The 12,570-nt window shown below is 38.9% G+C and carries 15 protein-coding genes; all 15 read right to left on the bottom strand.

Annotation, left to right across the window (positions count from 1 at the left end; all coding sequences use genetic code 11):
* Positions 1-5: 5 nt before the first annotated feature.
* The 15 genes from I592_RS11860 to I592_RS11930 all read right to left on the bottom strand — a co-directional run bounded on the left by I592_RS11860 (position 6) and on the right by I592_RS11930 (position 12,534).
* Complete coding sequence (locus I592_RS11860) at positions 6-2,831, bottom strand: phage tail spike protein (protein WP_010779967.1); 2,826 nt, start codon at positions 2,829-2,831, stop codon at positions 6-8.
* On the bottom strand, positions 2,828-3,571 hold the full coding sequence (locus I592_RS11865; protein ID WP_010779966.1) for a phage tail domain-containing protein: 744 nt from the start codon (positions 3,569-3,571) through the stop codon (positions 2,828-2,830). The genes I592_RS11860 and I592_RS11865 overlap by 4 nt, the downstream gene beginning before the upstream one ends.
* On the bottom strand, positions 3,568-6,345 hold the full coding sequence (locus I592_RS11870; RefSeq protein WP_044926560.1) for a tape measure protein: 2,778 nt from the start codon (positions 6,343-6,345) through the stop codon (positions 3,568-3,570). Before I592_RS11870 ends, I592_RS11865 begins: the two co-directional genes overlap by 4 nt.
* 239 nt (positions 6,346-6,584) lie before the next feature.
* Positions 6,585-6,926, bottom strand: coding sequence for a phage tail assembly chaperone G (gene gpG / locus I592_RS11875; protein ID WP_010779964.1), 342 nt, complete (start codon positions 6,924-6,926; stop codon positions 6,585-6,587).
* Positions 6,926-7,531, bottom strand: coding sequence for a major tail protein (locus tag I592_RS11880; protein ID WP_010779963.1), 606 nt, complete (start codon positions 7,529-7,531; stop codon positions 6,926-6,928). Before I592_RS11880 ends, gpG begins: the two co-directional genes overlap by 1 nt.
* Complete coding sequence (locus I592_RS11885; RefSeq protein ID WP_010779962.1) at positions 7,532-7,909, bottom strand: phage tail terminator family protein; 378 nt, start codon at positions 7,907-7,909, stop codon at positions 7,532-7,534.
* Between the two features lie 6 nt (positions 7,910-7,915).
* On the bottom strand, positions 7,916-8,359 hold the full coding sequence (locus tag I592_RS11890) for an HK97 gp10 family phage protein (protein WP_010779961.1): 444 nt from the start codon (positions 8,357-8,359) through the stop codon (positions 7,916-7,918).
* Positions 8,352-8,723: a hypothetical protein gene (locus I592_RS11895; RefSeq protein ID WP_010779960.1), complete on the bottom strand. Its 372-nt coding sequence runs from the start codon at positions 8,721-8,723 to the stop codon at positions 8,352-8,354. Before I592_RS11895 ends, I592_RS11890 begins: the two co-directional genes overlap by 8 nt.
* Positions 8,723-9,064 (bottom strand): hypothetical protein, encoded by a 342-nt coding sequence (locus tag I592_RS11900; protein ID WP_010779959.1) that lies wholly within the window; start codon positions 9,062-9,064, stop codon positions 8,723-8,725. Before I592_RS11900 ends, I592_RS11895 begins: the two co-directional genes overlap by 1 nt.
* Positions 9,065-9,075: 11 nt before the next feature.
* Positions 9,076-9,333 (bottom strand): hypothetical protein, encoded by a 258-nt coding sequence (locus I592_RS11905; protein WP_010779958.1) that lies wholly within the window; start codon positions 9,331-9,333, stop codon positions 9,076-9,078.
* Between the two features lie 49 nt (positions 9,334-9,382).
* On the bottom strand, positions 9,383-10,276 hold the full coding sequence (locus I592_RS11910) for an SU10 major capsid protein (RefSeq protein ID WP_010779957.1): 894 nt from the start codon (positions 10,274-10,276) through the stop codon (positions 9,383-9,385).
* Positions 10,277-10,291: 15 nt separating this feature from the next.
* On the bottom strand, positions 10,292-10,912 hold the full coding sequence (locus tag I592_RS11915) for a capsid assembly scaffolding protein Gp46 family protein (RefSeq protein ID WP_010779956.1): 621 nt from the start codon (positions 10,910-10,912) through the stop codon (positions 10,292-10,294).
* Between the two features lie 131 nt (positions 10,913-11,043).
* Positions 11,044-11,337, bottom strand: coding sequence for a hypothetical protein (locus I592_RS11920; protein ID WP_010779955.1), 294 nt, complete (start codon positions 11,335-11,337; stop codon positions 11,044-11,046).
* Complete coding sequence (locus I592_RS11925) at positions 11,327-11,650, bottom strand: hypothetical protein (RefSeq protein ID WP_010779954.1); 324 nt, start codon at positions 11,648-11,650, stop codon at positions 11,327-11,329. Before I592_RS11925 ends, I592_RS11920 begins: the two co-directional genes overlap by 11 nt.
* Positions 11,647-12,534, bottom strand: coding sequence for a minor capsid protein (locus I592_RS11930; RefSeq protein WP_044926561.1), 888 nt, complete (start codon positions 12,532-12,534; stop codon positions 11,647-11,649). Before I592_RS11930 ends, I592_RS11925 begins: the two co-directional genes overlap by 4 nt.
* Positions 12,535-12,570 lie beyond the last annotated feature (36 nt).

The following is a 12,570-nucleotide window of genomic DNA, read 5'->3' on the forward strand; positions in this document are numbered from 1 at the left end:
TCCTCCTATTTTACAGCCCTAGCTAGACACCGATCTCCGCCTAAAAGAGAACCAAATGAGTAACCAATCGTTGAGGCGTTCACACCGCTAAAACGACTATCTCCTCCCATCTGAATGATTTGGGTATCGTTTCCACGATAGTTCTCTAATAAAATAGCCGTGTGTCCATTCGCCCCGGCACCTCCACCGACGTTATAAATCACAACATCACCAGCTCGTGCCTCATTCTCATTAATTTCTCGGAACCAATTATGAGTGCTTCTAGCATCACCGGCCATACTTCCTGTATACCATTGCATGTTTGCAGGCACTCGATAGCCGGCCTTAGCAAGAACTAGCCAAACGTAGCCAGAACAGTCAGTAACACCGTTTCGGTCTGGATTAGCCACTGAACCGATGTATGCTTCACCATGGATTAGTTGATAAGTGAAATAACCTAATAAGCTTTTCGCGATCGATACAATATCGCTGTTTGCTTGTGGTATTTTCAAGTCTTTGAACTTGTTGTACCAATAGACCGCATATCCTTGTCTATCAGGATGTGAATCTCTTGGTCGCTCGAAATTCTTTTCAAACACAAAAGCCGCTTGACTAGGATCAGTCATGGCTTTAAAACCTGCAACAGTAGTTGGAGCTACCGCGCCTATCCATTGACCATTTGAGTTGGCCCAATCAACTAATCTCATTTGAGGTGCCATTTCACGATAGTTCCCAGCAATTCCAGACACCCTGAATAAACTTTGAACGTATTCACGTCCGTTACTCGTTGCTGACACACCCGCAATAGGATACGCGGAGCCATCAAACTGAATAGCACCATATGCTGGGCCACCAATTTGATCAATATCAGGGTTCATGCTAGGTCCTGCTTCACCGTTAATATTCCCTAGAATACCGGCTGCTGCTGCAGGGGAATATCCTAGACTTAGTAACGTCACCCAAGCTTGCCACGCAAACTTCTCAGCACTTGTTTGCACTTCGGCTGGATATTGTCCATTCCAACCATTTGCTTGACCGCCAGGCGATCCGCTAGAACCTCCGCCTTGTCCTGGGAAGACTTCACGACCACTTAGAGTCAGCTTTCCTTTAATATCAACATCTTTGTAAATTTGTACTTTACCTTGGATATTCATATCTCCAAAATGAATCGTTGTCCCGTTTGACAGCATGACAAAGCCCTTATCCTTGTTAGGGGATATCAGGATATACTTCCCATTCCCTTCCGTTCGAATAACGAGCGCATTATCTGGAATTGGTGTCGGTGTTGACGCATTCGGAAAAGGGTTTCCCGTTGAATCAGTCGTACCAATCGTTCCAATTTCTTTATTGCCACTCCAGAACTGCATGCCTTTTTTTGTCAGTTCCATAATTTTCTTTTTATTGTTCCAAATTTGGAGTAGCCCTTTGACCAATTTAAGCGTGTCGCCAGTATTACTAAAAGAGTTCTCAAAAACATCCGCTTGGATAATTCCGGTCTTAATAAAGTTCGCATTGAAAATACTATCCAACGTCCAAGCTGAATTAAATGGCCCGTTCCAACCGTTCTTAGAAAAAGCAATCCCATTCTTATTCATCCGAAGTACTTCTTTGGCTTTATTTAAATCGGGATTATCCATAATAAAAATATTGGACGGCTTCTCTTTAGGCCATAAAACCACATAGCCACCAGCGCTACCCTGTCCAGTGATCATAGACGAAACATAATCGTTGAACCCGCTCATGTAGTTATTGGTGGCATAATCTTTTAATTTATCTTGAATAGTAACAGCTTGCTGCTGATAGAAAGCGACTTGCGTGTCGCCAGCCTCAAGCTTTATCGTTTTTTCTGATAAAGAATCAAATTGAACCCCACTAACCGTTGATTCAAAATAAAGCTTATACTTTTTGTGATAAACCTTGAATGTATCAAATAATCCATAGTTTCTAATTTTCGCGAATTCTTTTGCTTCCTCTGAATCAGTCAGTTTGTTAAATTCAATCGTTATGGATATCTTTGGCTTGTCGCATCCCGGATTAATAGATTTGAAGTAGCTCTTAGCCACATTATTCAAACTTTTTAAATCCTTAGCCCCTTGCTCCTCAGTAAATTGAACATGCTCAGTGTAAACATCTGGGTAATTATTTATGTACTCACTATTGACAGCAGAGCCATAAATACGATTAGACGTTCCTTCAGCACCTTGAGCATCAACGTATGGGATGATTTTCGTTTTAACACCCGACCAATCAAGCTTCACTTTTAGTCCAGATAAGTCTTTTCCGTATCGAATGGTCCCTACATTGTTACGACCTCGACGTTTTAATAAAGATAGCTTGAAAGGTTCACGCTTGATCTCACCGCCCCAATATTGGAGTAATGATCCTTGTTCCCCAGCAATACAATTCAGAACGTTTCTAACCTCAAACAGAGTGCTTGAAACAGTCGTATTGTCGGAATACAAGCGAATATCAGATTTCTTATCCATGTTGTTTTCAATGATGTTCATCGCTTGTTGCGCTGTTTTAGAATCAACTAATGCAGTAGTCACCACTCGCCTTCCCAAACGATTTGTGCGTGATTGTGCATAGATGGTTACAGTATCCATGAAAGTATCAATGTCTTTATCATCGATAAAAAATATATGGTATTCTTCTTGATCGTTTGGCTTTGCTTTGATTTGATAATCATTTTCGAAATACTCGTCAAAACGCGTTCCTAATGGATATTCCAATTCAAGTTCGTATTTACCATTTGCGACTTCATAAACTTCACACTTTGAGCAGTCAGAAAGTATACCAAGTCCGTTATGAGAAAAATCTGTTTCAGAAGGCTTATAAATTCTTGGTTTCATACTTTGCGCCTCCATCTTGGTGTGAGTTCAAAACTCTTTATTCTGCTGGACCATGTAATAATGTTTTCCCCTGGTTTAAGCTCAGGAAAATCCAAAAACGTTGTTACTTGATCTTGATGCTCGATTGCTCCGCCTAGTTTTCTATAGGATTCTTCAAGTGCTGAATCAATGATTAATTCAGTATCTAATCCTTTTAACTTGAACTCTTCGTTATTCACAAAAAAAGAAGCATCCCCAGAACCAGTGAGCTTAATCAATGGTTTAGAAGGATACTTCTGTTCATTTGTAATTTTAAAAGGTGTCGAATTAAGTAGTATTGGCTGTCTTCCTAGACGATTTTCTTTGAAAGGCCGAAGACTAACGCCAAATTCAAAAGGTACAATATTTCCTGTTTTTCTTGTCCCTTTAAACTCAGGTGGATCAGTAACGATTGCCTGGTAAATATATTGTTCATCATAGTAAGTGATAAAATCACTGTATGATCCCATATCTAACCAAGCGGTGATCCTGTCTTCCCATTCTTGAACATCGCCAATCGAAGGAGCTTTGTAATAGCAATCAATCTTTCGTTCAACATTCTTGTAATACGCTTTATCAATAATAATCGAGTCACTACCTTCTCGATCTCTTAGCTCTATGACGCGGCCAGCAGACGAGGATACAGGACGATTCCGCATAAAAACATTGAACTCAGATGAGTGTTTCCCATTTATAAAAAACTGTCCTCTCTTAGTAATCATGCCATCCCTCCTATTGCATCCGCGTCTCTATTCATTTGCTTTGTAAATTCCGTTTTAAGTTTTGCCGCTAATTTTCTAACGACTGAATCAGGAAGATCTCCGTATACATTAAGATGCAAATGTACTTCGTTTGACTGATTTTCCGTTTTCGTTTGTGTTACGCCGTTTGCCCTGTCAGTCAGACTTTTAACAGTAGGAGTAACGGACGGTGTTGGAACCAATTCAGTCATAGCTTTGTCTAACTGTGGCTGTTCTTTGTCCAAACCAACGATAATCCCCTGCACAATATTCTTCCCTACCATATCCCGCATCCAGCGAGAAGGGGAATGAATATCTAAAGCATTTGTAATAGATTTCTTTATGCTTCCTGCAATGCTTTGAACCTTTTCAACTACAGCATTGGCTTTTTCAGTTATACCATCAATTAAACCTTGAATAATATTTCTGCCAATTTCAAAAAGATTGATGTTTCTTAACGAATCAAAAATATTCCAAACTCGATCGACTGTATTCGATACGCCGTTCTTTAGATTGGTCCAAGCATTTTCTGCAGACTGTACAATTCCATTCACAATATTCCAGAAATTCTGTTTGATAGAATTCCATGTATTGATCATAGTCAGCTTTATAGCATTCCAAGTATTCGCTGCACTAGTTTTCATAGAGTTCCATGTGCTTACAAAAAACTGTTTGACGTTATTCCAAGTGGTAATTGCATTGTATTTGAGATCAATCCATGTCTGAATAACACCATATTTTATCTCAATCCATTTTTGAATGGCCCCGTATTTAATATCAATCCATAGATTAATAAAGAAATTTTTAATACTGTTCCATATAGAAGTTGCTTGATATACCACTTGATTCCAGATATTGATTAGTGTTGCTTTAAAGCCAAGCCAAAGATTTGAAGAAGCAAAAGAGATGTTGGTAACGTAACTAACAAAAATAGTTTTAATTGATTCCCATATGTTCAATGCGCTTTCTTTAATATTATTCCAGACGGCAATCATGTTGTTCTTAGCTTCTTCCCAACCTCCAGTTATCATCGAAGTAACAAATAGTATAGGCGCGAGAATTACATTTTTTAGAATATCAAATGCATTCCCTCCAATTTCAATTAGATTTGACCATAAAGTCTCCAAGAAAAAGGTAACGTGTAAGAATGCATTCTTTATACCTATAATCAAGGGACCGGCGACTGACATGATGGAATCCTTGATGCCGTTCCATTTTTCTGATGCTGAATCTTTTATACTTTGCCAAGTATCTGAAAACCATTGTTTTGTATTTGACCAAGCATTCTCAATGCTTTTTACTGCATTGTTTGCTGACTCTGTTGCTTTATCAAAAACTCCTACTGCGCCTTCTTTTATTCCGTTCCACGTGTTAGAAAACCATTGTTTCATTTCAGTCCATGTTTGTTTAATTTTAACTACTGCATTAGAAGCAACTTCTTTTATAGAGTCCCAAGTTTTGAGTCCCCAATCTTTTATAGAAACCAGCGTATCTAATACAACTTTTTTTACATCGTTCCAAACCGCAATAACTTTGTTCCTGAACTCTTCATTAGTTGCCATGAAATAGCCAAATACAGCAATTGCTCCAACAATAGCACCGACAATCAAAACAAATGGATTTGCGGCAGCTATGGCTCCCATAATTTTTAAAGAGCTGCCAATTCCCGTAATGGCATTCTTTAAATTATTAAAGCTTTTAATAATCGCTGGGATACCTTTGAGTTGGAACATGAATGCGCCGAACGCCGTAGCTGCAGGTACTAGAAAAGGTAGAATAAATTTTAAGGCTGACCCAAACTTAATTAAGTCTTTGATTATTTCCCCCAAAAATTCCACTGCTTTTGGAAGCCCTTTTGCTATAACATTTAAGAAAGTTTCCATAGCATTCCCGAATCCGTCTATGATACCTTTGAAGCCTCCGAGTTTTGAATCGACCAAGACTTTATTTAAAGCCTCAATCACTTCACCAACCCCACGAGTTACGGCAGTTTTCGCGTTTTGAATTGACGTTTTAATACCTTTAGTTGAGTCTTTGGCGATTTGATTTAAAGATTTCAAACCACCTCCGCCTTTGGTATCCATCTCAATCAATTGATCTTGAAAATCTTTAACAGAAATTGTTCCTTTTGAAAGGCCTTCTTTCAATTCACCCATAGACAATTTCATTTTCTTTGCTATAGCTGACAAAGTCGGCCCTAACTGAGCGTTGATCATTGAATTCCATGTTTGAGCATCAACTTTCCCATTCGAGAAACTTTGGGATAGCTGGATCACCGCTTCATTTACTTGATCGGTAGTACCGCCAAAACCTAAGATTCCATCATTTAACGCTCTAAAAATCTGGTCAGAACGCCCCAGATCACCAGTAGATGAAGCCAACAACTGAACCTGACTAATAGCATCATTCAAAGCTGTAGGAAGCCCTTGAATTCCTTTAGACAAGGTCCCACCTTTTCCAATAGTTCTATTAATCTCTGAGTCTTCAAATCCCATGTTTTTGAAGTTTCTGACTGCGTTGTTCATCGTATCTACACGATCGATTGCTCCGCTGATTGATCCTTTAATTAAATCAAAACCAGCACCAACCAGTTTTGTTGCCCCACTAGCTAAGAAACTGCCGGCAAACACTTTCCAGATGCTACCTAATGCGTTACCGCCTTTTTTACCTGTATTGGAAACAGTGTTGTCGAATGACCCTAGCTTTTTCACAGCATTATTCATTCCTGCGGAGAAACCCGATTCATCAAGAATCATTTTTAGAATTAAATCATCATTCAAAGTGTCACCTCCTTAGAATTGGGTGTATTCGTCATAATATTCAAGATCTTCGTGCTCGCTAACAGCATCACGAAAAGCAAAAAGACGCATTAACTCGTCAAGGTCGGTCCGCTCAATTTCTGGTAGCGTCCAACCTGCTTCGAGTAATTGCGTCTTAATTTCTAACTCTCTATAAGTGATAGTGTTTTTGAACAGAGGATTTTTTAAAGCTTCCGTTACTTTTTTTTCGTATCGGTATACGTTTCGTCAAATCCTGCAGTTACAGATTTCAACAATTTACCTGTTAATGGTGCGATTTCACGAGCGTCGATCCCTTGTCGGAAATCTTCACCAGTGAACTGCCCTTCGAAAAGAACGTCACCTATAAAAGCGTAGGCTCGACCTAACGCTTTTGTGGTTGCTTCTCCTCCTACAGCATCCGCTAAAACTTCCATGATACCTGCAGCTTCTTCTACCACAGGCCCTGGTAAGAATTCAGCTGATTTAAATTGAACAGGCTTAAATTTACCTTCGTCATTCTTTTGCATTAATTTGAGCGTCGTTTGATACTTAGACATTATTTTTGTCCTCCTTCAGATGATGTTTCTAATGGATTTGCAACCTTAGTAAACCAATTCTTGATCATATCTGCGTCTACACCTTCGTCGTCTTCATCGACTGAGTACATGTATCCTAGTCCCGGCACATCTACGAAAGAACCTTTCCAAGATGGATGCGTAAAAGTAACTTTGCTGCCTTCCAATGTTGATGTTTCGTCAGAGTCTAGTGCGAACTGACCTTTATAAAAGACTGTGAATCGATATTTACCGTTTGACTTTTTGCGTCGATAGGCAAACGCTCCGTCTTGTGCAACATCATCACCCGATCGCAAAGCGCCGCCTTTTACTAATTGACCACCAGTAATGGTAGACAACACTTTGTGAGTGTATCCATTCGACTCTAGTTCAACCTCAGCGCCACCAAAGGCTGTGAACTGATCCTGAACTCTCGAATCACCGTAATCTTGTGTAGTCTCATAGTTTGCTGAGGGTTTAATACTAACAGCCGTTCCCATTTCGATTGGCGTATCATAAACAGGGAAATCTCCAGAGTCGTCTTTCAATGGAAACCATGTTGGGCTTTCAACAGAGATAATTCCTGTCTTACTTTTCTTTTCTGGCATTTATTCTTCACTCCATTCAATGTATTGTGGAAAGGCAACGGTAAACCGAATGTGCTGTACGCCATCCACTTTGTCCGGTAAATAATCTTCCGGAAAAATTGTGTTCCCTTCGATTTCGAGAACATTAAAAAAAGCCCCGCAACGCGAGACTAATTGATTAATTAATTCATCATCTTTTTTGTTGTCGACCAAAGCAATATCTATTAAGAAAGCAATATTCTGAACATCAATCCCCACATTATCTGTTCCGGATTCCATGACAGAAAGTACAAAATAGAAATCTTTTTCCGATTGCATCACCGAATCAAGATAGATAGTGCCATCTGAATAGATTTGTTTTAGCTTTTTGCCGATCGCTGCAATTATTCTATCTTTCATTAGCATCTATCCTTTCTTAACAATCCTGATCGCCATTTGTTTAAATCGTCTAGGGATATAACTCATATGAGCTAGATTCGTTGCACGAGTTAGCATGAATCGACCTTTGACGAAGCCATTCGTTTTTCGCGTTAATCTATACCTTCCTCGTTTGGAAATCGTTCTAGACTTTCTCGTCCTATGGCCTTCTTCAACATATTTAAAATACTTCTCTGTATTATAAATTGCACCTACAATTCGACCTGAAGATAATAATCGCGCTTTTCTAACTCGATACCCTCGGCGAAGATCTCCAGACTTCACAGGAGTTAATGGTTTAGCCGTCGCAACTATTTTATTCATCGAATCATTAACAAAATCAATTCCTTCTTGTTCTGCAACCTTAGTCATTCTTTTAAAGTTCTCAATGACTTTTTCAGCGTTTGAAACAATCGAAATGTCCTTAGCCATTCGGATCACGTCCTGTTAATTTGACTTCACAATGACTAGGATAATAAAAAGGCTTATTAGCATACAGCTTAATCACCAACCCATTTACCTGCTGAGTAACAGTAATACGATCACCTTTTTTAATATTAATAGTAGGACGAACAAATAATTGATAATCGTCAACAGAGGCGTTTAACATCGCCCCGTCTTTTATTACAGGCAAGCCATCTAAACGCGATTGAGATAAAGCGCATTTGATTGGGTCGCCATAAACGGGCCTATATTCTTGTTTTGTGATCCCTGTTTCAGGAATAATTACATCTTTGATACGCTCGATCACGCAAGAATCATTGTATGTTGTCGCCAAAATATCTGCTTCATTCATTAGAAAAACTCCAATCCTCCACAACCGATGATTCGTTTGATTAAATCATCATAGCCTGCAAGCAACCCTTTAATTTCTCCAGACTTGCTTGCATAGCTAATAGTCGTATCTCCTCGCCTTACAGACGATACAATATTATCCAGTTCATTCTTCATGGATTGATATAGAACCTCTGTAACAGCTCCCTGTAGCTTTTCCCAAGAGATTTCGTTGCCACACGTATTGTATGATTCAATTTCTAAGAGAATTAACTCAAGAACTGTTTTTAAGCGTTCCTCATTCGCTTCTGGCAATTGCTTTTTCAATGATTCAATAATTTTTTTCTTTAGTGAATCATCCATATGACCACCTCTTAAATTTCAACGACATCAGCAGCAGATCGTAGGATTTGTAATGCTTCCCCGTCGCTAGGATCGACCAAGATTTTCCCGTCTTTATCAACTGAAACAAAAGCACGAGTCTTTGGATGAACGAACCCAACAAAGTTTTTCCCTTTTTGAGTTCTAAATTCAATTTTTGGAATTTCTTTTACTTCTTCTTTTACTTCTGTTTGTACTTCTTCTTTTTCAGCAACTTCTTTTGCTGCTGTTTCTTCTGCTTTTTTTGCCACAATACATTCCTCCTAAAATTAAATAAAAGAGATAGTCAGAAACTATCTCTTACTCACCAGTTGGCAATGTTAGAATTGCCCCAGCATTCGAAGCGTTATACTCTAACGAATATTCACCAACTAAACCGATACGACGAGAATCAGTCGTTTTTGCTAATTCTTCTGCTCTCCATTCGCGTAATGGGCGCAATTTAAGATAGTTTGTATCGACTGCGGCAATAGTTCCTGCTGGTAAAGCGGGCTCAATCAAGGCAATACCTGTGCCGTAATTTGAAACGATCTTACCTAATTGCAGACCAAACGCTACAGTTTCACCAAACTGAGCAATCTTGGTTGATTTGCCGTCTACTTCATCGGTCATCAAATCTTGCATGTCAGGAGAAATCAAACAAAGCTTTTCACCCATATAGCCTTTATCGAACATAACACGGAACATTTTGTCGATGTCTTTACGTGTAACAGCTCCTGCTGCAGCTGCTGTTACTTTGTTTGCCGCATTGATTAAGTTCAGGATACCGTTCATTTTTCGTCCTACAGAACCTGATTCATCAGCTTTCACACCAGTGATCAATTTACGGTTTAAATCGATCTTCATTTCCATACCGCGTAATCCAACTTGATTTGTAAGCTCGTTGCCAACGCCATTAACGTTGATAGCATCTAAAGTTCCAGATACAGATGTTGATTTACGGAAAATTTCTTCATAGTTGCTATACCAAACGCGACCAGATTCAGCATCTTTGAATTCCCCACCTTCTAATTGCTCGGAAGAGTCATCTCCGTTGATGTCATACTCACGCCATTTGATCTCAGTAGAATTGGCTGGCGCTACTTTACCCGATCCAATTAGATAGCTTAAAAATGGTGTATTTGGTACTTGCATTGCATTAATTGCTGGTGAAATATCTAAATACTCTAAATTATTTGTTGAAGTTTTTTTCATGTTGTTTCCCTCCGATTAATTAAATTGTTGAAGAATTTGTCCTAATTGTTCTTCTGGATTCTTAGGTGGTTCATTATTTTGTTTACCATTGCTCCCAGGTTGTTGATTTCCGCCAAATGCAGACTTCATCTGCAATTCTTTTAAGGCGTCTGCATGTTTATCACTGATCGCGCCTAAAACGCCTGTAAAGCCTTCTACGGCACTTTTAGTGAACTCACTATCCGAACTAACTAAATTGTTAAGCATGAATTGAGAAATGGAATCCTTCAAATCAGATTCAAGATCAAGACCTGCAATCTGTTCGGCCACGAAGGCCTTATTATCACTTGTTTGTCTCAAAGCTTTTTCTGCTTCAAATTCAGCTTGTAGCTTTTCTAATTGAACTTGTTCAGGAGATTTATTCTTTTTTGAGTCTTCGTATTGTTTGATCGTATCCTGTTTAATTGTTTCTAAGTTATTTTGCTTCCAAGCTTCTAACTGTTTGTCAGCAGCAGATTGAGTTTGAGATTGTAGAAACTTCTGTGCATCTTCGTTTGACTCTGCAAAAGATTTAAAGTCGTCCATAGTGAACTGAGGCGTTTGCTCTCCGTCACCTTCTGCAAAATACTGTAGGTTCATTGGTATAAACTGTTTCATTGTTTTCTCCTTTCGCCCCGCGATTCGCATACGCGCCCCGCATTGCTTTGAGTTTTATTGTTTGCGCCCCACCATTCCGAATGGCCCAGCATTGCGCTAGTTTTATGTCATTTCGGACAAAATAAAAAAGCCTAATTATTAGACTTTAGCTCTCCTTCAATTTTCTTTCCCATTTGTTTTAAAAGAAACTTCTGTACTTTACTCAACAGAAATATAAAAAGAAGCTGCATTAATCCTAGAAATATGGTCAGCTTTCCAAACCATAGGAATAATAGAATAATATTTATAACAAGCATGTAATTTGCCAGAGATTTCAACAAGACTACAAAACCTGTAAACAAAGCATAGGATTGCAGATCTTTTGGCAAATCATTCAACTCAACTTTTTCTTTCTCTAATAGGTCATCTAAGTCTTTACGATCCATTCGCTTTGCTCCTCTCTTGATAATTTAGCCGAATAACTTTGCATCCCATAGCTTCATACCAGATAACCGTCTCTTTCAAGTTTGACAGCGTGTGAGATAAAAGTTGAATAGTTAGGTTGACGGTATTATTTTCTACCGGTTTATCATCTTGATAGATGATATTGCTGTCTCCTATAACAACATAGGCATAATTTCCGTCCCAATGATCTCTTAAACCATTCGGGCTGTTCTCTGCCTCTATTGCCTTTTTATAAACGTCAGCGACATCTACATTCACACTGATAGTCAGTACCGCTTCGTTAAAGCCATTCATTTCTGTTTCCTCCCTCGATTCAAATTAACGCCGAAATTATCTTCTGCAAATTCATCTAACAAATCCCCAAATAAACGCTCATACTCTGCGTCAATATCTTTACCTAGTTTCGGCATGTTAGGAACATCTGTACATCTGCAGCGACCATGGAACGGCGCACGGTTCTCACCAATGATCGCTTCGCTCAACTTATACGGGTTGTCTTTTGCTTTGCCGCCGCATATTGAACAAACCTTTTCATCTTTTGCAGTTAAGACGTTGTACTCGTCTACGCCAGTCTCAATATACGATTTCTCAATACCATCTTGAGCGAATTTGGCGTATTCAGTTCTGACTAAATTTTCAATCGCTTTGTTGTACTTTGATTCTTCTTGTTTGAACATATCGCATATTTCTGAATCGTTTCTCATCGTCTTTAATGCGGTCAGAACCCCTTCGCCGCTTACTACACTTGTTGTGATGGCGTTAGATAACTTTTGTTCTAGAGATGAAATGTTGCCCCATAAACGACGCGAGAACGTCTTACCCGACCAAGGATAGTTCAGGTAACGTTCGAGTTCTTCCTTCGATAAATAGTTTGGTAAATCTACACTCAAAATCTGTGCAAGTGCATTCGCATTCGACGCATAAGAACGTTGCAATATATCTTCTAAACGATCTGAGAAATACTTGTTAATATCGTTATCGATTGCATGCTCTGCAAGTATTTTAAAGATATCTGATCGTATTTGCAGCAGTCGATTCACTTTGGCATAATCAAAGGCTGGAAAATATTCTTCGATGAACTCTTTATATTTAGCATCGTACATCTTGAGCGCTTTGTAGTTCTTTTCCACGTATTCACGATATTTTTTCTGATCACTAGTGCTATAAAATTCCATCATCTCAGTATAGGTAATATCGTGTAAATCAGCTTGGGA

It is taken from the genome of Enterococcus gilvus ATCC BAA-350 (assembly GCF_000407545.1).
Taxonomy (GTDB): domain Bacteria; phylum Bacillota; class Bacilli; order Lactobacillales; family Enterococcaceae; genus Enterococcus_A; species Enterococcus_A gilvus.

What these genes read in the sequence shown, in the direction of transcription:
- I592_RS11880 (WP_010779963.1), bottom strand. Translation starts at nt 7,531, where the DNA reads ATGCCAGAAAAGAAAAGTAAGACAGGAATTATCTCTGTTGAAAGCCCA.
- I592_RS11890 (WP_010779961.1), bottom strand. Translation starts at nt 8,359, where the DNA reads ATGGCTAAGGACATTTCGATTGTTTCAAACGCTGAAAAAGTCATTGAG.
- I592_RS11925 (WP_010779954.1), bottom strand. Translation starts at nt 11,650, where the DNA reads ATGAATGGCTTTAACGAAGCGGTACTGACTATCAGTGTGAATGTAGAT.
- I592_RS11860 (WP_010779967.1), bottom strand. Translation starts at nt 2,831, where the DNA reads ATGAAACCAAGAATTTATAAGCCTTCTGAAACAGATTTTTCTCATAAC.
- I592_RS11895 (WP_010779960.1), bottom strand. Translation starts at nt 8,723, where the DNA reads ATGAATGAAGCAGATATTTTGGCGACAACATACAATGATTCTTGCGTG.
- gpG (WP_010779964.1), bottom strand. Translation starts at nt 6,926, where the DNA reads ATGTCTAAGTATCAAACGACGCTCAAATTAATGCAAAAGAATGACGAA.
- I592_RS11910 (WP_010779957.1), bottom strand. Translation starts at nt 10,276, where the DNA reads ATGAAAAAAACTTCAACAAATAATTTAGAGTATTTAGATATTTCACCA.
- I592_RS11930 (WP_044926561.1), bottom strand. Translation starts at nt 12,534, where the DNA reads ATGATGGAATTTTATAGCACTAGTGATCAGAAAAAATATCGTGAATAC.
- I592_RS11915 (WP_010779956.1), bottom strand. Translation starts at nt 10,912, where the DNA reads ATGAAACAGTTTATACCAATGAACCTACAGTATTTTGCAGAAGGTGAC.
- I592_RS11900 (WP_010779959.1), bottom strand. Translation starts at nt 9,064, where the DNA reads ATGGATGATTCACTAAAGAAAAAAATTATTGAATCATTGAAAAAGCAA.
- I592_RS11920 (WP_010779955.1), bottom strand. Translation starts at nt 11,337, where the DNA reads ATGGATCGTAAAGACTTAGATGACCTATTAGAGAAAGAAAAAGTTGAG.
- I592_RS11865 (WP_010779966.1), bottom strand. Translation starts at nt 3,571, where the DNA reads ATGATTACTAAGAGAGGACAGTTTTTTATAAATGGGAAACACTCATCT.
- I592_RS11870 (WP_044926560.1), bottom strand. Translation starts at nt 6,345, where the DNA reads ATGATTCTTGATGAATCGGGTTTCTCCGCAGGAATGAATAATGCTGTG.
- I592_RS11885 (WP_010779962.1), bottom strand. Translation starts at nt 7,909, where the DNA reads ATGAAAGATAGAATAATTGCAGCGATCGGCAAAAAGCTAAAACAAATC.